The following is a 19397-nucleotide window of genomic DNA, read 5'->3' as shown; positions in this document are numbered from 1 at the left end:
AGGCGGATCGGCACGAGTATAAACGAAGCAGCGCCTCGGCATTCGGTGTGTGGCTCTTTGACGCAGTGGGCGCTGTAGCTATAAGCCACAAGTTGAAAGCTGCAAGTCAGCCTCGCTTTCACTTGTAGCTTGTAGCTTGAAACTTTTTTCTAATTCATAAACCCGAAGAACCCGATGCCACCGTCTACAGTCATACCGAACACGACAATCCCAAGGAGCTTTCATGTCTCGTTTCACTCGCAGTGCAGCGGTTCTCACCCTCGGCGCCAGCGCCCTGGCCAGCCTGCCGGCCATGGCCGCCGATGAACTGCATTACAACCAGATCTCCCTGCGCGCCGAAGTCAGCCAGGAAGTGGCGCGCGACAAGATGATCGTCACTCTTTACACCGAAGCGCAAAACGCCGACCCGGCCAAGCTTGCCGCTGAAATCACCACCACCATGAACCAGGCGTTGGGCCAGGCTCGTGAAGTCAAGGCCGTGACCCTGCGCCAAGGCAGCCGCAACAGCTATCCGATCTACGACAGCAAGAATCAGAAAATCACCGGCTGGCGCGAACGCGCCGAACTGCGCCTGGAAAGCGCGGACTTCCCGGCGCTGTCCAAACTCACCGGCGAGCTGTTGAACACCCTGAAAATGGACAACATGGACTTCGCCATCGCTGACAGCACGCGCAAGGCCAGCGAAGACGCGCTGCTCAAAGACGCGGTTGCCGCGTTCAAGGCCCGCGCGCAACTGGCCACCGATGCGCTGGGCGGCAAGGGTTACAAGATCGTCAACCTGAACTTCAACACCAATGGTTATCCACAGCCGTATGCGCGCGGCGGGATGATGATGAAAGCGGCCATGGTGGATTCGGCGCCAACGCCTGAAGTGGAGGCCGGCACCAGTCAGGTCAACATGAGTGCCGACGGCGTGATTGAAGTGCAAATGCAGTAACCCCCTACCTGACACACCTGAACGGCGGTAACCTCGGTGACCGCCGTTTTCGTTTGCGCAGCTTTTATAGGGCTGCCATTTCAGGGGTCTCCATGGAAAGAATCGCCTTCAAACCGCTCCTCCTTGCCGCAGGCCTCCTGGCCGTTATGCCGCTGGCACACGCCTCTACCACCCTGGTCTACTGCTCGGAAGCCAGCCCCGCCGGCTTCGACCCGAGCCAATACACCAGCGGCACCGAGTTCGACGCCTCCGCCGAAACCGTATTCAACCGCCTTACCCAGTTCAAGCGCGGCGGTACCGAAGTCGAGCCCGGCCTCGCCACCCGTTGGGAGGTCTCCGAAGACGGTCTCACCTATACCTTCCACCTGCGCGACGGCGTCAAGTTCCACACCACCGATTTCTTCACCCCCACCCGCGACTTCAACGCCGATGACGTGGTGTTTACCTTCAACCGCCTGCTGGATGCCGAGAGCCCGTTTCGCAAGGCCTACCCCTCCGAGTCGCCCTACTTCACCGACATGGGCCTGAACACCACGATCAAGAGCCTCGACAAACTCGACGAACACACCGTGCGCTTCAACCTGAACAACGTTGATGCATCGTTCGTACAGAACCTGGCGATGAGTTTCGCTTCGGTGCAATCGGCGGAATATGCCGCCCAGCTCTTGAAGCAGGGCAAGGCCGAGGACATCAATCAGAAACCGGTCGGCACCGGCCCGTTCGTGTTCAAGCGCTATCAGAAAGACTCGCAGATCCGCTACGTTGCCAATAAGCAGTACTGGAAACCCGAGGACGTGAAGCTCGACAACCTGGTATTCGCCATCACCCCTGACGCCGCTGCGCGCGTGCAGAAACTCAAGGCGGGTGAATGCCAGGTCAGCGGCTACCCGCGCCCGTCCGACATCGAGGTGATCAAGCAGGACCCAAACCTGCGCGTGCAGCAGCAGGCCGGCTTCAATTTGGGTTTCCTGGCGTACAACGTCACCCACCCGCCGCTGGACCAACTCAAGGTGCGCCAGGCGCTGGATATGGCCATCGACAAACCGGCCATCATCAAGGCCGTTTACCAAAGCGCCGGACAATTGGCGCAGAACGCTCTCCCTCCCGCGCAATGGTCTTATGACCCGACGATCAAGGACGCCCCCTACGACCCGGCCAAGGCCCGGGCGCTACTAAAAGAAGCAGGGGTTGCACCAGGTACCACCATCAACCTGTGGGCAATGACCGTGCAACGCGCCTCCAACCCGAACGCGCGCATGTCGGCACAAATGATCCAGCAGGATTGGGCCAAGGTCGGCATCAAGGCCAACATCGTCAGCTATGAGTGGGGCGAATACATCAAGCGCGCCAAAAATGGTGAGCATGACGCCATGATCTACGGCTGGACCGGCGATAACGGCGACCCGGATAACTGGCTCGGCGTGCTCTACAGTTGTGCCGCGGTCAAGGGCAGCAATTACGCCAAATGGTGTAACCCGGCCTATGACAAGCTGGTGCAGCAGGCCAAGGTCAGCAACGACCGCGACCAGCGCATCAAGTGGTATCAGCAGGCTCAACAAATTCTTAAGGAACAAGTACCTATAACGCCTATTGCGAACTCGACGGTTTTCCAGCCGCTGCGCAAGGAAGTTCGCGATTTCAAGATCAGCCCCTTTGGGCTGACACCGTTCTATGGCGTGAGTCTAGATAAGTAACAACAACGCCCCAACCGAGTGCACTAGACACGTCGGCTGGGCCTTTTCGGTGCGCACGGCGCACCGAAAAAACCCGCCAAATAGATGCATTTATGTCGAAACTTTCATAAATGCGACATTCTTGTACGCCCGTCCCACTGTTTGGCGCTTGCAACCGTTCAACATCTTGCAATGGGTATGGCGCCTGCATAAGTATCCGCAGGCCGACTCACGAGGTCGCCCTCACCACCAAAAATGACAACAAATCATGAGGCCAACATGCTTAAACACGCAGTCCTTCCGTTATTAGTGAGCGCTGGCCTTATGGCCGCAGCCCCGTTTGCCCAAGCGGCAACTAACCTGGTGTTCTGCTCCGAAGGGAGCCCGGCCGGCTTTGACCCAGGCCAGTACACCACCGGAACAGACTTCGATGCCTCGGCCGAAACCATGTTCAACCGCCTGAGCCAGTTCGAACGTGGCGGCACCGCCGTGATTCCTGGCCTCGCTACCAGCTGGGACGTGTCCCCGGACGGCCTGACGTATACCTTCCACCTTCGGGAAGGCGTCAAGTTCCACACCACTCCGTATTTCAAGCCGACGCGTGAATTCAATGCCGATGACGTGCTCTTCACGTTCAACCGCATGATCAACAAGGACGACCCGTTCCGCAAAGCCTACCCCACTGAGTTCCCGTACTTCTCCGACATGGAGATGGACAAGAACATCAAGAACATCGAAAAAGTCGATGACCACACCGTCAAGTTCACCCTTGGCACCGTGGACGCCGCCTTCATCCAGAACCTGGCGATGAGCTTCGCCTCGATCCAGTCGGCCGAATACGCCGCCCAGCTGTTGAAGGAAGGCAAGGCCAGCGACATCAACCAGAAGCCAATCGGCACTGGCCCGTTCGTGTTCAAGAGCTACCAGAAAGACTCCAATATTCGCTTCACCGGCAACAAGGAATACTGGAAGCCTGAAGACGTCAAGATCGACAACCTGATCTTCGCAATCTCCACGGACCCATCGGTCCGCATCCAGAAACTGAAGAAAAACGAGTGCCAGATCACGGCCTATCCTCGCCCGGCGGACATCAAGCCACTGGAAGCGGACAAGGACATGAAGATGCCGCACCAGGCCGGTTTCAACCTGGGTTACATCGCCTACAACGTGATGCCTGTGCTTAAAGGCCAGACCACGCCGAACCCGTTGGCTGATCTGCGGGTTCGCCAGGCGCTGGATATGGCGGTGAACAAGCAGCAGATCATCGACTCCGTGTACCAGGGCGCTGGCCAATTGGCCGTCAACGCCATGCCGCCAACCCAGTGGTCGTATGACACCACTATCAAGGATGCCAAGTACGACCCGGCAAAAGCCAAGGAACTGCTCAAGGAAGCCGGCATCAAGGAAGGCACCGAGATCACCCTGTGGGCCATGCCAGTACAGCGTCCGTACAACCCGAACGCCAAGCTGATGGCCGAGATGCTGCAGAGCGACTGGAAACAGATCGGCCTGAAGGTCAACATCGTCAGCTACGAGTGGGGCGAGTACATCAAGCGTTCCAAAGGTGGTGAAAACCAGGCCATGATCATCGGCTGGAGCGGTGACAATGGTGATCCGGACAACTGGCTGGGCACGCTGTTTTCATCCCCGGCATTGAACGGCAACAACTTCTCCAAGTTCGTCAACAAAGACTACGACGCCCTGATCAGCCAGGCCAAGGCGACCACAGACGTTGCCAAGCGCACCGAACTGTACAAACAGGCGCAACAACTGCTTAAACGTGAACTGCCTTACACACCTATCGCGCACTCGACGGTGTATCAACCCATGCGCAACACCGTGCAGGACTTCAAGATCAGCCCGTTTGGCTTGAACTCCTTCTATGGTGTCAGCGTAAGCGGCAAGTAAGGATCGATAGCGGCGACGCTCATAACGTCGCCGTTATTACATCTGCCAGGCCCGTAGGAAACAGACCACACCCGCAAGCGTTGCCGCCCTACAGCAATGAACTGCGCTTCGTGCCTCCGTTGCCTACAGGGTCAATCCGATTTGGCGCATTTACTGTGAAGTCCGCGACCCATAACGTCGTAGGACTACAGAGGTACCAATTCGGGAAAGGCACTTACCGCATGTGGGACCAGTGATGTCCCCTTGGCTACAGGCCTGAGGGATTGCTCGCTGTTGATAACTACACACAAGGATCGGAATCGTCATGCGCCATACCACCGTTCTATCCGCAATGTTTGCCGCCAGCCTGCTGGCTGTGGCCACCACGGCTCAGGCCGCCGAAAAGAAGAGCCTGGTGTTCTGCTCCGAGGGCAGCCCGGCGGGCTTTGACACGGCGCAATACACCACCGCCACCGACAACGATGCCGCTGAGCCGTTATACAACCGACTTGTCGAGTTCGAAAAAGGGGCGACTGACGTAGTGCCTGGGCTGGCAACCAAGTGGGATATTTCCGAAGACGGGCTGACCTACACCTTTCATCTGCGCGAAGGGGTGAAGTTCCACAGCAACAAGGAGTTCAAGCCAACGCGCGACTTCAACGCCGACGACGTGCTGTTCACGTTCAACCGCATGCTTGACCCCGACCACCCGTTCCGCAAGGCCTACCCCACCGAGTTTCCGTACTTCAACGGCATGAGCCTGAACAAGAACATTGCCAAGGTCGAAAAAACCGACCCGCACACCGTGGTGATCACCCTGAATACGGTGGATGCCGCGTTCGTGCAAAACATCGCCATGAGCTTCGCCGCAATCCTCTCGGCCGAGTATGCCGAGCAATTGCTCAAGGAAGGCAAACCCAGCGATATCAACCAGAAGCCCATCGGCACTGGCCCGTTCGTGTTCCAGCGTTACCAGAAAGACTCGCAGATTCGCTATGTGGCAAACAAACAGTATTGGGACCCCAGCAAGGTCAAGCTCGACCAATTGATCTTCGCCATCAATACCGACGCCTCGGTGCGCGTGCAGAAGCTCAAGGCCGGCGAATGCCAGGTCACCCTGCACCCGCGTCCCGCCGACGTCGACGCACTCAAGGCCGACCCGAACCTGCAACTGCTGACCAAGCCTGGCTTCAACCTTGGCTATATCGCCTACAACGTGCGCCACAAACCCTTCGACCAGCTCGAAGTGCGCCAGGCGCTGGACATGGCGGTGAACAAGCAGAGCATCCTCAATGCGGTGTACCAGGGCGCCGGGCAACTGGCGGTCAACGCCATGCCGCCGACCCAGTGGTCCTACGACGACAGCATCAAGGACGCCGCCTACAACCCGGAAAAAGCCAAGGAACTGCTCAAGGCCGCCGGCGTGAAGGAAGGCACCGAGATCACCCTATGGGCGATGCCGGTGCAACGGCCGTACAACCCCAACGCCAAGCTGATGGCGGAAATGCTGCAGAACGATTGGGCCAAGATCGGCCTGAAAGTGAAGATCGTCAGCTACGAATGGGGCGAATACATCAAGCGCACCAAGAACGGCGAGCACGATGTCAGCCTGATCGGCTGGACCGGTGACAACGGTGACCCGGACAACTGGCTGGGCACCCTCTACAGCTGCGACGCCATCGGCGGGAACAACTACTCCATGTGGTGTGACCCGGCGTACGACAAGCTGATCAAGCAAGCCAAGGTCGTGACCGACCGCGAACAAAGGACTGTTCTGTACAAACAGGCGCAGCAACTGCTCAAGCAGCAGGTGCCGATCACGCCAGTCGCCCACTCGACGGTCAACCAGCCGTTGAGCGCCAAAGTCGAAGGCTTCAAGGTGAGCCCCTTCGGCCGCAACGTGTTCTCGGGCGTCAGTATCACCCCATAAGAAAATAACCGGATGGCGAAGGGCCTGGCGGCCTTTCGGCAAACGTGCAGCCTTTTGTTGGGATTTTTCCTACGCCAAACGTTTGCAATAGCTTGAACGAGTTACACACCCAATAGCCGGTTCACCTAAAAAGACCGGCATAAAAAAGAGAACCAAAGGAGCTTCACCCATGAAACTGAGCAGCAAAGCGCTTCTGGCCCTGGCCATCAGCAGCATCACGGCCACCGCCTACGCTGAAACGCAGAGCCAGGACTTCGTTCCTACCACCCTGGCCGGCACCAGCGCGCAAAGCGAGGCCAAAGGCTTTATCGAAGATTTCAGCCTGGGCGGTACCACGCGTAACTGGTACTCCCATGAAAGCAAATACCGTGGGGGCACCTTCGCTTACCAGAAGCACGGCGAAACCCGTACCGACCGCAACCGTACCAACTGGGTACAGGGCACCATCCTCAACGCCAGCTCGGGTTTCACCCAGGGCACTGTTGGCGTCAAGACCGAAGTGGCGGTGTACAACGCGCTGGTGTTGGACCGCAGCAAGCGTGACATCAAAGGCGGCTCCAACCGCACCCTGGCCGATTCCAACGGCGACGCTGTAGATCAGTGGAGCAAACTGGGCCTGGCCAACGTGCAGTTCCGTGTGTCCAACACCACCTTGACCGCCGGTCGCCAGAACTTCAGCAGCGGCATCGTCGATACCATCGGCAACCGTGCGCTGCCTTCCAGCTTCCAGGGTGTGAGCTTCAACAGCGAAGAGTTCAGCAACCTGTCGTTCCAGGGCGGTGTTTTCGATCGCGTGTCACCGCGTACCGAACAGAGCCTGTCGAAATTCCGCAGCGAATACGGCAATGGCGTAGAAACCGACAAAGTCTCCACCCTGGGTGTGAACTACCAGCCGCTGAAAAGCCTGAAGACCAGCTTCTTCGCCGCCAACGTGAAGGACTTCTGGAACCAGTACTACTTCGGCGCTACCCACGAATTGGGCGACGCCAAGGAACTGGGCCTGACCACCGGTTTCAACTACTACAAGACGGTCGATGAAGGCAAAAAAGAGATGGGGGAAATCGACAACGATACTTTCTCCCTGTCCCTGGGACTGACTCACCAGGCACACAGCCTGACCTTCGCTTACCAGCAAGTGAACGGTAACGAGTACTTCGACTACCTGCACGAAACCAACGGCATCTACCTGGCCAACTCCCTGACCTCGGACTTCAACGGCCCGAACGAGAAGTCCTTCCAGATCGCCTACGCCATCAACATGGCCGAATACGGCGTGCCAGGCCTGAAGTTCAACGCCTACTCGGCGCGCGGCTGGGACATCGACGGCACCCACTACACCGGCAACAACGGCCGGGCCAAGTTCGCCTACGACGGCATTCAGTCCCAGGACGGCGAGAAGCACCAGGAATACGGTGTAGGCGCCTCTTATGCCCTGCAGAGCGGCCCACTCAAAGCCACTACCGTGCGCGCAACCTATGTTGAGCACCGTGGCAGCGAGTTCCAGTCCGACGGCAGCATCAAAGAGTTCCGTCTGGTCACCACCATTCCGTTCAACATTCTTTAATTAGCGCCAGGCAGGCGGTGGGCTCAGGACGAGCCCGCCGCCTACGCTTTTCTGGCTCCATCGATTGCAGAGGGCTCTGAATGAAAATGCTCCCGTTACAAGCTGCCATGGCCGCTGCGCTGCTGAGCGTGGCGATCGGCGTATCGGCCAAACCGCTGGTGGTCTGCACCGAAGCCAGCCCGGAAGGTTTTGACCCGGTCCTGTATACCACCGCCGTGACCGCTGACGCCGCTGCGGAAACCATGTTCAACCGCCTGGTGGATTTCAAGCCCGGCACCACCGAAGTCGTTCCCGCGCTGGCCAAAGACCTACCCGAGATCAGCGCCGATGGCCTGACCTACACCTTTCACCTGCGTGACGACATCAAGTTCCACACCACCGACTATTTCAAACCCACGCGCAACCTGAACGCCGACGACGTGCTTTGGAGTTTCCAGCGTCAGCTGGACCCGAATCACCCTTGGCATAAAAAGTCCCTCGTGGGCTATCCGTATTTCGAAAGCATGGGCTTCAAGGAACTGCTCAAGAGCGTAGAGAAGACCGACGACTACACCGTTGTCTTTACCCTGACGCGTCCTGAAGCACCCTTCCTGGCCGACCTGGGCATGGCATTCTCTTCAATCCATTCGAAGGAATACGCCGACCAGTTGCTCAAATCCGGCAAGACCGAAGACCTCAACGCCAAGCCTATCGGCACTGGCCCGTTCATCTTCACCCGGTATCAGAAGGACGCCCAGGCGCGCTTCAAGGCCAACCCCGACTACTTCCGTGGCAAACCGGCAGTCGACCCGCTGATCTTGGCGATCAGCACCGATAACAACGTGCGCCTGCAGAAGCTCAAGGCCAACGAATGTCAGATCGCACTGTTCCCCAAGCCGGATGACATTCCAAGCATCAAGAAAGACCCAAACCTGAAAGTCGATGAGCTGGCGGCGATGACCACCAGTTACACCGCCTTGAACACGACCCACAAATACATGAGCGATGCGCGGGTGCGTCACGCGATCAATATCGCGTTCGACAAGGCCGGCTACACCGAAGCGCTGTTCGGCAAAGGCAATGCGGTGGTGGGGACTGGTCCTTATCCGCCGACCTTGCTGGGTTTCAGCGACAAACTGAAGAACCCGCCTCGCGATCTGGACAAGGCCCGCGCCCTGCTCAAGGAAGCCGGCGTGCCGGAAGGCACCGAGTTCAGCCTGTTCACCCGTAACGGCGGCGGCCCGACCAACCCCAACCCGATGCTCGGCGCCCAGCGCATGCAGGCGGATCTGGCGCAGATCGGCCTGAAGGTGAATATCAAAGTCATGGAATGGGGCGAGATGCTCAAGCGCGCTAAAAACGGCGAGCACGACATGGTATCGGCTGGCTGGGTCGGTGATAACGGCGACCCTGACAACTTCCTTACGCCAAACCTGAGTTGCGATGCAGCGAAAAACGGCGAAAACTACGCGCGCTGGTGTAACAAAGAGTTTCAGGACTTGATCGACAAAGCGCGCGCCACCGCTGAACCCGCCCAGCGCGCCGCACTCTATGAACAAGCCCAGGACGTTTTCGACAAGGACCAACCATGGCTTCCCATGGCTTATCCGAAACTGTTCACCGCCATGCGCAAGAACGTAGAAGGCTTCACCCAAAGCCCTCTGGGGACCAATAACTTCGCCACCACCCAGGTGAAGTAAATAAGAAAAACGCTCGGCGCCGTCGACCCTGACGGCGCCGAACCTGCCTAACCGGCTGATTGAGGTACACACCAAGATGTTTAGTTTTATTGCCCGCCGACTGGGGTTATTGATCCCCACGTTCTTCGGCATCACGTTGCTGACCTTTGCGTTGATTCGCATGATTCCAGGCGACCCCGTAGAAGTCATGATGGGCGAGCGGCGGGTTGACCCCGAAATGCATGCCCAGGCAATGGAGCGCCTTGGCCTTAACAAGCCGTTGTATGCGCAATACCTGGATTACGTCGGCAAGCTCGCCCAAGGCGACCTTGGCGAATCGCTGCGTACCCGCACCAGCGTGTGGACCGAGTTCACCGCACTCTTTCCGGCGACCCTGGAACTGTCCATCGCCGCCCTGCTGTTCGCCGGTATCCTGGGCCTGTTGGCCGGGGTGATCGCGGCCTTGAAACGAGGGTCCCTGTTCGACCATGGGGTGATGGGCATCTCCCTGGCGGGATATTCGATGCCGATCTTCTGGTGGGGCCTGATCCTGATCATGTTCTTCTCGGTAAGCCTGGGCTGGACCCCGGTTTCCGGGCGTATCGACCTGCTCTACGACATCGAGCCGCGCACCGGCTTCATGCTCATCGACACCCTGCTGGCCGACGAGCCGGACGCGTTCTGGGACGCCCTGCACCACCTGATCCTGCCAGCCATCGTGCTGGGCACCATCCCGCTGGCGGTGATTGCGCGGATGACCCGTTCGTCGATGCTCGAAGTGCTGCGCGAAGACTACATCCGTACCGCCAAGGCCAAGGGCCTGTCGCCGGCGCGCGTGGTGTTCGTACACGGCCTGCGCAACGCGCTGATCCCGGTATTGACCGTGGTCGGCCTGCAAGTCGGCACGTTGCTGGCCGGTGCGGTACTGACCGAAACCATCTTCTCGTGGCCCGGCATCGGCAAATGGCTGATCGAAGCCATTGGCGCGCGGGACTACCCGGTGGTGCAAAACGGCATTCTGTTGATCGCCTGCCTGGTGATCCTGGTGAACTTCGTGGTGGACATCCTCTACGGCTTCGCCAACCCACGCATCCGTCACCAGCGCTGAGATCATGACCATGACTACCTCTACTCCAGTGTCAGCAGTCGATCAGAGCCTGCTGTACCCGTCTCCGTACAAAGAATTCTGGCAAGCCTTTTCCAAGAACAAAGGCGCGGTTGCCGGCCTGCTGTTCATGTTGCTGATCGTGTTCTGCGCGATCTTCGCGCCGTGGGTTGCACCGCATAACCCGAGCGAGCAATACCGCGACTTCCTGCTCACTCCGCCGTCATGGCTGGAAGGCGGGCAGATCCAGTTCCTGTTGGGCACCGACGAACTGGGCCGGGATTTGCTCTCGCGCCTGATCCAGGGTTCGCGCCTGTCGCTGTTGATCGGTTTGTCCTCCGTGGTGATGTCGCTGATCCCGGGCATCCTGCTTGGCCTGTTCGCCGGGTTCTTCCCGCGCCTGCTGGGCCCGACCATCATGCGCTTGATGGACATCATGCTGGCCCTGCCGTCGCTGCTGCTGGCCGTGGCGATTGTCGCCATCCTCGGCCCTGGCCTGATCAACACCGTGATCGCCATCGCCATTGTGTCGCTGCCGTCCTACGTGCGCCTGACCCGCGCTGCGGTGATGGGCGAACTGAACCGCGACTACGTGACCGCCGCGCGCCTGGCCGGTGCCGGCCTGCCACGCCTGATGTTCATCACCGTGCTGCCCAACTGCATGGCGCCGCTGATCGTGCAGGCCACCTTGAGTTTCTCGTCGGCGATCCTCGATGCCGCCGCCCTGGGCTTCCTCGGCCTTGGCGTACAACCGCCAACGCCGGAGTGGGGCACCATGCTGGCATCGGCCCGCGACTATATCGAACGCGCTTGGTGGGTCGTGAGCTTGCCGGGCTTGACCATTTTGCTCAGCGTGCTGGCAATCAACTTGATGGGTGACGGCCTGCGCGACGCGCTGGACCCGAAACTCAAGAACGCCGCCTGAGGAGATTCCCATGTCACTGTTAGAAATCAAGAATCTCAACGTTCGCTTCGGCGACGAGACCGCCGTGCCAGTGGTCGATGGCCTCGACATTACCGTCGACAAAGGCGAAGTCCTGGCAATCGTTGGCGAGTCGGGCTCGGGTAAATCCGTGACCATGATGGCGCTGATGGGCCTGATTGAGCACCCCGGCATCGTCACCGCCGATGCCCTGAACTTCGACGGCAAGGACATGCTCAAGCTGAGCAACCGTCAGCGCCGCCAGATCGTCGGCAAAGACCTGGCGATGGTGTTCCAGGACCCGATGACCGCGCTGAACCCCAGCTACACCGTGGGGTTCCAGATTGAAGAAGTGCTGCGCCTGCACCTGAAAATGTCCGGCAAGCAAGCGCGCAAGCGCGCCATCGAACTCTTGGAAAAAGTGGAAATCCCTGGCGCTTCCAGCCGTATGGATGCCTACCCGCACCAACTCTCCGGCGGTATGAGCCAGCGCGTGGCAATCGCCATGGCGATTGCCGGCGAGCCGAAACTGCTGATCGCCGACGAACCGACCACCGCGTTGGACGTCACGATTCAAGCGCAGATCATGGACCTGCTGCTGGCCCTGCAAAAAGAGCAGAACATGGGCCTGGTGCTGATCACTCACGACCTCGCGGTGGTGGCTGAAACCGCCCAGCGCGTGTGCGTGATGTATGCCGGCCAGGCCGTTGAAGTCGGCCAGGTCCCGCAACTGTTCGACATTCCAGCGCACCCTTACAGCGAAGCGCTGCTCAAGGCGATCCCCGAGCACAGCCTGGGCGCCACACGCCTGGCCACGCTGCCGGGTATCGTGCCCGGCCGTTACGACCGCCCGCAAGGTTGCCTGCTATCGCCGCGCTGCCCGTATGTGCGTGAGAACTGCCGTACCGAGCGCCCTGCGCTCGACCCGAAAACCAACAGCCTTGCGCGCTGCTTCTACCCCTTGAACCAGGAGGTGGCGTAATGGCCGTCGTTCTTACCGCCCGCGACCTGACCCGTCACTACGAAGTGTCCCGTGGCCTGTTCAAGGGCCACGCTACGGTGCGTGCCCTCAATGGCGTGTCTTTCGAACTGGAAGCCGGCAAGACCCTCGCCGTCGTAGGCGAATCAGGTTGCGGCAAATCCACCCTGGCCCGCGCCCTCACGCTGATCGAAGAGCCGTCATCCGGCTCCCTTAAAATCGCCGGCCAGGAAGTGGCCGGCGCCGACAAGGCCCAGCGCAAGCAATTGCGCAAAGACGTGCAGATGGTGTTCCAGAGCCCGTACGCGTCGTTGAACCCACGGCAGAAAGTCGGTGATCAGCTCGGCGAGCCGCTGCTGATCAACACCAACCTGTCCGCCGCCGAACGCCGCGAGAAAGTGCAGGCGATGATGAAGCAAGTGGGCCTGCGCCCTGAGCATTATCAGCGCTACCCGCACATGTTCTCCGGTGGCCAGCGCCAGCGTATCGCCCTGGCCCGGGCGATGATGCTGCAACCCAAAGTGCTGGTGGCGGATGAACCGACCTCGGCACTGGACGTGTCGATCCAGGCCCAGGTACTCAACCTGTTCATGGACCTGCAGCAGGAATTCAACACGGCCTACGTGTTCATCTCCCACAACCTGGCCGTGGTGCAGCACGTTGCCGATGACGTGATGGTGATGTACCTCGGCCGCCCGGTGGAAGTGGGCCCCAAGGAAGACATCTACGCCCGCCCCCTGCACCCGTACACCCAGGCGCTGCTGTCGGCCACGCCGACCATCCACCCGGACCCGAACAAGCCAAAGATCAAGATCGTCGGCGAGCTGCCCAACCCGCTGAACCCGCCGTCGGGTTGCGCCTTTCACAAGCGCTGCCCGTACGCGACGGCACGCTGCAGCACCGAGGAGCCGCTGTTGCGGCCGTTGGATAATCGCCAGGTGGCTTGCCACTATGCGGAGCAGTTCGTGGCCTGACGATCGTTCCCACGCTGCGCGTGGGAATGCCGCCTAGGACGCTCCGCGTCCCGCCGTTGAGGTGACGCAGAGCGTCAGGGATGCATTCCCACGCGGAGCGTGGGAACGATCAAAGTCTGAGTTCTACGGCCCTTCCCGTCAGGTTGCGCATCAGCCGGGCGGGAGGGGCTTCTTTTTGCGCACGGCCTCTGTCTGGCTGTCGCCTTCGTCCGAATCGTCGCGGCAGTTTTCCACCCAAACAATTACAAACTTCCCACACGACTTCCACGCTCTAACTTCAAGCCAAAAAGAAAACTTCTTAAATATGTAACAGCAACTAAAAAACGACGATAACGCGCTTCTAATTCCATAAAGCCTGACTGAGAATGCCCGCCTCTCCTCATTAACAAACGGGCTATCTCATGACTGTAATCCGCGAAAAGCTTTCTATCTCCAAATCCCTGGAAACCCTTCTTAACGACATCTATGCCGATGATGAGGTTTCATTGGCCGAATACAAGACACTCCAAGCCGAAGCCGACCTTCGCTGGCAGAAGGTCATTGACGAATTAGGGCCAAATAACACGCTTAAATCGTTTCAGAACTCGATGGATATCTCCATGCATTTGCTGTACCTGAGTGCCGAGTATGCTGCATTGCAGGAAGTTACAGACTTGGGGGAAGCCTATGTAAAAGATGCGATGTATGCACAAGTTGAATACATCCAGGCGGGCACCCAATTGGCATTGAAACTGTTGCGAGTGGGGCAAAACCTACCGTAACTCACCGTCATTTCCTAAACGCAATAAAGGGCGAAGCCATGACAGCTTCGCCCTTTTGCATGCCATGCCAGGAATCGCTGTGACCCTGAGAGGGAATCAAGTTTCGCCGTCGTCGAAGGTCACACTGTCTTCCCCCTCATTGATGGGGTTTTCCGGATCTTTGACATCTGTGGGCTGGGGCTGCGGTTTCCAGCTGCCCGAGTTGACCTCGTTGGCCTTTTTCTTGGTGACGGGTCCTGTGTCTTTCCACTGGGGGGTGCCATCGCCGGCCAGTGCCGGTAGGGCTGTCAGCGCTGGGCCTGCCAGTAGCATCAGACAAATAGCGTATCGAACATTGCGCACGGTGGTCTCCTTCACATTCAGTGTGTGAAAGCTAGACCCGATGCAGGGGTTTCGCCAATTCCCAGCCTTATAGAGATCAAAATGTGGGAAGGGGCAAGCCCCTTCCCACAGTTAATTGCATTTAAGACGCCAACAAAAAAGGCGAAGCCATTACAGCTTCGCCCTTCTCTCAACTGCTAAGATCTTAATGATGCTCACCTTCCATTATCACCTGATGCCCAATGCTGGAGCCAGGCGAGAGAGCCTTTCAAGACTATAATGCAGCAACGTTTTGCTTCAGTATAAAGAACCCTTCGACGCGTTTCGTCGAACCCTGAACATCCACATTGAGCTCAAACTTAAAAAATCCGGCTTTACCTGAAGGATTTATCATTCCAGTAACAAAACCAGACTTAACTTCAGTACTGCTCCCTGCTGCCCAATGCTGCACAGTGAATCCCTGACCGACAGGAACATTGACACCCCAAAAATCATACGAGTTGAATATGAAGGTAAGGCCCGTTTCACGAATACTATTTTGAGTATCCCGACCTTTAAAAATCGGTGGAATCGGTTGCGGCCCCTCTTGAAGATATACGTACTTATACTGCGGGGTTACAAGCCCCCCGCCTTCAAAACGATATTCAAAATGCCCGGTAGCATTCTGTACCTGTTTTTCCTCATGACTGACCATGATCCAATCTCCATGCTGGGTAGCCTGATATAAAGTTCTGTACCAAATCCCGAACCAAGAACATGCTATTTAACTTCTGCTTATAAGCACTGACGGTAGGCCTCACGACCTCCCTGCCTATATAACGGCTGAACACCATAAAAATCTACTGTCAAACTTCACAGTTGACTCTTAGCCGTTTACGAAGCCACAAAAAAGCCCTAAAGATAAAATCTTTAGGGCTTTCAGTTAGTTGCTAAAAATCAGAGGCCTAAATCAATGGTGCTCACGCGTCGCACGGAATTTCACATCTGGCCAGAGCGCTCTTCCATTAGCGCCAGGTTGATCCGGGGCGGCGCCAGGTAAGTCAGGTGACCACAGCCGTCGATCGCCAGGTTTTCCACCGCTTTGTTGGAGAACTCTTCCAACTTCTTCTTACCGCTGCAATCTTTCAAGTCACGCCGTAGCTGGTGATTCGGTTTCTTAAGCCCCATACGGACCTCCTCCTACCAGGCCCCTCTGAGCGAAGGGCCATGGAGCTCAGTGGCAGTGTAGTGCCCCAGTCTTCTTGTCATTGTGGTAGCCCTGCTTATCGGTACGGCCACCGTGAGCAATTACAAATATAGAAATGACGGCGAGAACCAGTGTCAGTAAAAAGATGATAATTTTCATGACTCACTTCCTATGATTATTGTTTTTGCATTTCATCAATTGGCCTGATCAAACTTAGTTGCGGTTCGAATATTTTCTCGAAATAAACGGTGGGAATGCCTATTCGTTCCACACAATGTCGGCGTGCACGGTCCCAAGATTTATCGTGCATCGTCGTATAGTCGATGTACTGTCGAGCCCGGTTGATTTTTATTCCGACTCGTCTCTCAAAGATGGCAAAGGTTCGTATAAAATGCCTTTCGACCATACCCTTGAGGTGAAGGTATTCCCTCCCAATCGCCAGGATTGACTGCGGCTCCAATTGACACAAATAAGTCAGGTAAAACAGATCATTCATGACGCGTCTTAGGATCGAAGCGCGTTTGAGTGTCGTCTCATCCACACCGATGGCACATAGCGTTGCGGCGAGCATTAGTGAGTCGAGCACTTTCCTTTTCAGAAGCGGCTCATTTCTCATATCCAGATAATCAAGTAACAGGCAGGATTCGAAGGGTGAGTCCAGACCTCGAAGCCGAGAGTTCAGAGTCTCCGCTCCGAACCCGAATTCGTAACCCAGCACACCCGTACTGTCGCTGATCTCAATAAGGTTACCAATGTCCCGATAGCCGCCCAGCCCCTGATCAAGAACGGCGAAGGTAACGCCTTCTCCTTTCACGCCCTCCAGGCCATATTGCCAATGGTAGTAACCGGGCGAACGCCCATCGGTCTCAATCTGCCAGGCATCAAAGTTTCGGGTGACTGGCTCATACAGCGCAAGCGAGCGACTCACCCGACAAAGCAGGTGCTGGCGATTACTGATACTCGCAAGGTAATAGGTAATGAACTCGAGAATCCGTGGCAATGACTTCGGGCAGCCCAAAACCCCTAACTGTGTGAAGCAGCTCATGTACTCAAGCTCTTCGTCCCAGTTCCTGATGCTTTTGAGATTCTTATTCCTGATGCACTCTTGAACAATCCAAAAGCCTGGAAACGGAAGTTGCCCTTCGACCAGGTGCTGCTTGTAGCCCGCAATCGTGGAGTTGGCGAAGAGCAGGGTTTCATCATCGCTGAGCAATGGCGTCGGTGGCGCATGGATAAAACCGAACTCTGAGGCCGTGGCGGTAAAATGAGCAGTCAGAGTATCGAGTTCGCGTTTGTTACTGGTTGGCTGAAGTAGCTGCGTCATAGGGAGTGCTCCAGTCGTAGCACCTCAATGGAAAACTCTTCCTTGATCCGCTGAATACTCGCCGCCACCTGTGTTGCGCTGACGTGGCGTACGACGAACATCCCCACAGCCGGATCTTCAAAATAATCCGAGTTGTAGCGGGTGCCGACAGCGACAACTTTTCTCCACGCCACATGCTCGCCCAGCGGAGGATCGCCCTGAACCGACAATACTTCGCACCATGACATTTCGGGTAAAGCCAGCACGATCCAGCCTCCGGACTTGCTCACATGCGCTCCAAGAAATCCGGAAGAGCTCAAGACAGAGGGAGCCTCTACCTCCACTTTGAAGTTCTCCTCCTGCAGGTCCACGCCATAGATACTTTTGATGCAAGGTACTATTGCGGCGCCACCGGGACGCGAAGCGATTTCCAAAAACACCAAGCTCTTATCGGGAAGTAAAAAGGCTTCAAGATGAAAGACTAAATCTCGGGCGTTTAATGAGGAAAGCGTGGATTGCGTGAACTGCACGATGGCTTTCTGAAGCGCAGGCTCATCGATCAGCACTGAAGACATGGCGATTTTTTCATGCTGCCAGGCATAGCAATCATCCAGGTAGCGGGATGCACAGACAAACAGCAACTCTCCCCCGCGACAGACCCCGTCAATATGAATGACCGGCGCATCGACAAACTGCTCCACCAAATACTCGATCCCGAGGACCTTGAGCTCCTGCATTTTCTCCGCTAGCTCCAGCGCATCTTGAACCACGTAAACATGCCGACTCCCAGCCTGGGACGTTGCCTTAATCACCAGTGGATATTCACTTGGGGCAAAGACTCTCAAAACCGCAGTCATTCCCTCTGTAGCTAACCGTACGCCACCAACAAAACGACTAGTCTCGACCTCGTTCTGAAGCGCAAGCGCCGATTTCATTAGATACTTATTTCTAAACATGGCCACATCGCCTAGCCGGCGACCAAGTATTTCGTAATGTTCACGAACCGCCGCACCACACAAAATACTGTACTCGGTGTTGGCGATCACGTAGTCGATCTTGCCAAACCCAAAAATGATCTCGTTGCAAAAAAGAAATATTTCTAGCAGCTTTTTGTCGTACTGCTCGACATCGAATTGAGCCGCCAAGTACAGTCTTCTGGAGGCGGTCAACTTAAGCGCTGGTGGTTCCTGGCCGATGTGAAACCATCGAGTGTTTGCGTTGAAAAACTCGGTATCTACGTAAGAATCACCGATAACTAATATATTACGCATAACGCCAATCTCCTTGGCAAAACTCCGTGGCTAGGTGCCCCACGCGCGAGGGCGGCTCAAGGTCGTACTTAATAAGAAAAAAGGTAAACGTTGTGAACTCGTTATCTCATCCGGTGCTCATGAAACGGTCGAGCTCTTGGAAGTAGGCCTGTGTCCGCTCAATGAACGGGTAATGTGCGGCCCCGGAAAGTTGGACAACCCGGCAATCCACCAAGCACTCGCAGGTTTTGGCGACCTGATAGTCACTGCAAATATCTTCGCTTCCGTAGGTGATTAACACCGGACACCTTATGGCGCTGAGTAGGCCGAGATAGGAGTCGCGCAAGCTGATGTTTCCCATCGGCGGCACTTGAAATGCTTGGAGCTGTTCAGCGCTCAGAAATCGTGTGCCGCAGATATGCGCATCGAAGAACCTGTGCTCAACGTCATGCTCGTCGCCCTCGCGAGCATAGCCATCCAGGCGCTTCTGGTTGGCCAGCAGGAACTCTTCACGCTCGGGACAGAAGCCTGACAGCACGATTTTAAATCTTTGCTGTGAAAGCTCGTATCTCAGCAAGGTTTCACAGAGCAGCACAGCACCGAAGGAGTGAGCCACGATGAGCAAATCTCGGTCCTTGAACTTACTGAGATGCAGGAACAGTTCCTCAACCAGTATGGCGAGCAGCTGTTTCGAATCGCCGTGAAAACCTTCTCTGTCTCGGCACGAGAACTGGTCATAGCGGTAACAGTCGTAAGACTGTTCCGCACACCAGGTATCGAAGGGTTCCATCAACAGACTGTTACCGGGGCGGCCGTGAATACAAAACGCGCAGGTTGAACTACCCCGGTCGCTGAATTGGTAATGCTCTCCGGGCTGTACAACACACCCGACAATTACTAAGCCTGCATCCCTCATCCTCATACACCTCGTCAGTCGTTTTACAGCC

Annotated in this window: 17 protein-coding genes and 1 pseudogene; 11 read left to right on the top strand and 7 right to left on the bottom strand. The window is 56.9% G+C overall.

Features of this window, described 5'->3' with window-relative positions; translation table 11 throughout:
* Window positions 1–223: 223 nt before the first annotated feature.
* The 11 genes from C4J89_RS04270 (at window position 224) to C4J89_RS04220 (ending at window position 14390) form a co-directional block, all read left to right on the top strand.
* Window positions 224–937 carry an SIMPL domain-containing protein gene (locus C4J89_RS04270; RefSeq protein WP_124361277.1) on the top strand — a complete coding sequence of 238 codons (714 nt, stop codon included), beginning with the start codon at window positions 224–226 and terminating at the stop codon, window positions 935–937.
* A 92-nt stretch (window positions 938–1029) separates the two neighbouring features.
* The gene (locus C4J89_RS04265) at window positions 1030–2631 is read left to right on the top strand and encodes an ABC transporter substrate-binding protein (RefSeq protein WP_124413851.1); all 1602 of its coding nucleotides are present in this window, start codon (window positions 1030–1032) and stop codon (window positions 2629–2631) included.
* A 258-nt stretch (window positions 2632–2889) separates the two neighbouring features.
* Complete coding sequence (locus tag C4J89_RS04260) at window positions 2890–4518, top strand: ABC transporter substrate-binding protein (protein ID WP_124413850.1); 1629 nt, start codon at window positions 2890–2892, stop codon at window positions 4516–4518.
* 304 nt (window positions 4519–4822) lie between these two features.
* Window positions 4823–6427 (top strand): ABC transporter substrate-binding protein, encoded by a 1605-nt coding sequence (locus tag C4J89_RS04255; protein WP_124361274.1) that lies wholly within the window; start codon window positions 4823–4825, stop codon window positions 6425–6427.
* A 169-nt stretch (window positions 6428–6596) separates the two neighbouring features.
* Window positions 6597–7991: an OprD family outer membrane porin gene (locus C4J89_RS04250; RefSeq protein ID WP_124413849.1), complete on the top strand. Its 1395-nt coding sequence runs from the start codon at window positions 6597–6599 to the stop codon at window positions 7989–7991.
* 80 nt (window positions 7992–8071) lie between these two features.
* A complete protein-coding gene (locus C4J89_RS04245) occupies window positions 8072–9670 on the top strand; it encodes an ABC transporter substrate-binding protein (protein ID WP_124413848.1) in 1599 nt (532 codons plus the stop codon).
* 76 nt (window positions 9671–9746) lie between these two features.
* On the top strand, window positions 9747–10757 hold the full coding sequence (locus C4J89_RS04240; protein ID WP_124361271.1) for an ABC transporter permease subunit: 1011 nt from the start codon (window positions 9747–9749) through the stop codon (window positions 10755–10757).
* Between the two features lie 10 nt (window positions 10758–10767).
* Window positions 10768–11679, top strand: coding sequence for an ABC transporter permease subunit (locus C4J89_RS04235; RefSeq protein WP_057724524.1), 912 nt, complete (start codon window positions 10768–10770; stop codon window positions 11677–11679).
* A gap of 10 nt (window positions 11680–11689) precedes the next feature.
* Window positions 11690–12658, top strand: a complete 969-nt coding sequence (locus tag C4J89_RS04230; protein ID WP_124361270.1) for an ABC transporter ATP-binding protein — start codon at window positions 11690–11692, stop codon at window positions 12656–12658.
* Complete coding sequence (locus tag C4J89_RS04225; protein ID WP_124361269.1) at window positions 12658–13629, top strand: peptide ABC transporter ATP-binding protein; 972 nt, start codon at window positions 12658–12660, stop codon at window positions 13627–13629. The genes C4J89_RS04230 and C4J89_RS04225 overlap by 1 nt, the downstream gene beginning before the upstream one ends.
* Before the next feature lie 401 nt (window positions 13630–14030).
* Window positions 14031–14390, top strand: coding sequence for a hypothetical protein (locus C4J89_RS04220; RefSeq protein ID WP_124361268.1), 360 nt, complete (start codon window positions 14031–14033; stop codon window positions 14388–14390).
* 96 nt (window positions 14391–14486) lie between these two features.
* On the opposite strand, the gene C4J89_RS04215 is transcribed toward C4J89_RS04220, so the two are convergent.
* From C4J89_RS04215 to C4J89_RS04185, 7 genes and pseudogenes are all read right to left on the bottom strand, one after another.
* Complete coding sequence (locus C4J89_RS04215) at window positions 14487–14732, bottom strand: hypothetical protein (RefSeq protein WP_124413847.1); 246 nt, start codon at window positions 14730–14732, stop codon at window positions 14487–14489.
* Between the two features lie 253 nt (window positions 14733–14985).
* Window positions 14986–15405, bottom strand: coding sequence for a hypothetical protein (locus tag C4J89_RS04210; protein ID WP_124413846.1), 420 nt, complete (start codon window positions 15403–15405; stop codon window positions 14986–14988).
* A 255-nt stretch (window positions 15406–15660) separates the two neighbouring features.
* Window positions 15661–15833, bottom strand: a pseudogene (gene prfC / locus C4J89_RS04205) (peptide chain release factor 3); the annotation flags it as partial.
* A 91-nt stretch (window positions 15834–15924) separates the two neighbouring features.
* Window positions 15925–16056, bottom strand: a complete 132-nt coding sequence (locus tag C4J89_RS04200; protein WP_124413845.1) for a YHYH domain-containing protein — start codon at window positions 16054–16056, stop codon at window positions 15925–15927.
* A 16-nt stretch (window positions 16057–16072) separates the two neighbouring features.
* The gene (locus C4J89_RS04195; protein ID WP_124413844.1) at window positions 16073–17221 is read right to left on the bottom strand and encodes a hypothetical protein; all 1149 of its coding nucleotides are present in this window, start codon (window positions 17219–17221) and stop codon (window positions 16073–16075) included.
* Window positions 17218–18471 (bottom strand): acetyl-CoA carboxylase biotin carboxylase subunit family protein, encoded by a 1254-nt coding sequence (locus C4J89_RS04190; protein WP_124413843.1) that lies wholly within the window; start codon window positions 18469–18471, stop codon window positions 17218–17220. Before C4J89_RS04190 ends, C4J89_RS04195 begins: the two co-directional genes overlap by 4 nt.
* Window positions 18472–18577: 106 nt before the next feature.
* Window positions 18578–19240 carry an alpha/beta fold hydrolase gene (locus C4J89_RS04185; protein ID WP_164487588.1) on the bottom strand — a complete coding sequence of 221 codons (663 nt, stop codon included), beginning with the start codon at window positions 19238–19240 and terminating at the stop codon, window positions 18578–18580.
* Between the last annotated feature and the right edge of the window lie 157 nt (window positions 19241–19397).

This window comes from Pseudomonas sp. R4-35-07 (assembly GCF_003852235.1).
GTDB lineage: Bacteria > Pseudomonadota > Gammaproteobacteria > Pseudomonadales > Pseudomonadaceae > Aquipseudomonas.
This window is presented reverse-complemented; position numbering and strand designations above follow the sequence as displayed.

What these genes read in the sequence shown, in the direction of transcription:
- C4J89_RS04270 (WP_124361277.1), top strand. Translation starts at nt 224, where the DNA reads ATGTCTCGTTTCACTCGCAGTGCAGCGGTTCTCACCCTCGGCGCCAGC.
- C4J89_RS04265 (WP_124413851.1), top strand. Translation starts at nt 1,030, where the DNA reads ATGGAAAGAATCGCCTTCAAACCGCTCCTCCTTGCCGCAGGCCTCCTG.
- C4J89_RS04260 (WP_124413850.1), top strand. Translation starts at nt 2,890, where the DNA reads ATGCTTAAACACGCAGTCCTTCCGTTATTAGTGAGCGCTGGCCTTATG.
- C4J89_RS04255 (WP_124361274.1), top strand. Translation starts at nt 4,823, where the DNA reads ATGCGCCATACCACCGTTCTATCCGCAATGTTTGCCGCCAGCCTGCTG.
- C4J89_RS04250 (WP_124413849.1), top strand. Translation starts at nt 6,597, where the DNA reads ATGAAACTGAGCAGCAAAGCGCTTCTGGCCCTGGCCATCAGCAGCATC.
- C4J89_RS04245 (WP_124413848.1), top strand. Translation starts at nt 8,072, where the DNA reads ATGAAAATGCTCCCGTTACAAGCTGCCATGGCCGCTGCGCTGCTGAGC.
- C4J89_RS04240 (WP_124361271.1), top strand. Translation starts at nt 9,747, where the DNA reads ATGTTTAGTTTTATTGCCCGCCGACTGGGGTTATTGATCCCCACGTTC.
- C4J89_RS04235 (WP_057724524.1), top strand. Translation starts at nt 10,768, where the DNA reads ATGACTACCTCTACTCCAGTGTCAGCAGTCGATCAGAGCCTGCTGTAC.
- C4J89_RS04230 (WP_124361270.1), top strand. Translation starts at nt 11,690, where the DNA reads ATGTCACTGTTAGAAATCAAGAATCTCAACGTTCGCTTCGGCGACGAG.
- C4J89_RS04225 (WP_124361269.1), top strand. Translation starts at nt 12,658, where the DNA reads ATGGCCGTCGTTCTTACCGCCCGCGACCTGACCCGTCACTACGAAGTG.
- C4J89_RS04220 (WP_124361268.1), top strand. Translation starts at nt 14,031, where the DNA reads ATGACTGTAATCCGCGAAAAGCTTTCTATCTCCAAATCCCTGGAAACC.
- C4J89_RS04210 (WP_124413846.1), bottom strand. Translation starts at nt 15,405, where the DNA reads ATGGTCAGTCATGAGGAAAAACAGGTACAGAATGCTACCGGGCATTTT.
- C4J89_RS04200 (WP_124413845.1), bottom strand. Translation starts at nt 16,056, where the DNA reads ATGAAAATTATCATCTTTTTACTGACACTGGTTCTCGCCGTCATTTCT.
- C4J89_RS04195 (WP_124413844.1), bottom strand. Translation starts at nt 17,221, where the DNA reads ATGACGCAGCTACTTCAGCCAACCAGTAACAAACGCGAACTCGATACT.
- C4J89_RS04190 (WP_124413843.1), bottom strand. Translation starts at nt 18,471, where the DNA reads ATGCGTAATATATTAGTTATCGGTGATTCTTACGTAGATACCGAGTTT.
- C4J89_RS04185 (WP_164487588.1), bottom strand. Translation starts at nt 19,240, where the DNA reads ATGGAACCCTTCGATACCTGGTGTGCGGAACAGTCTTACGACTGTTAC.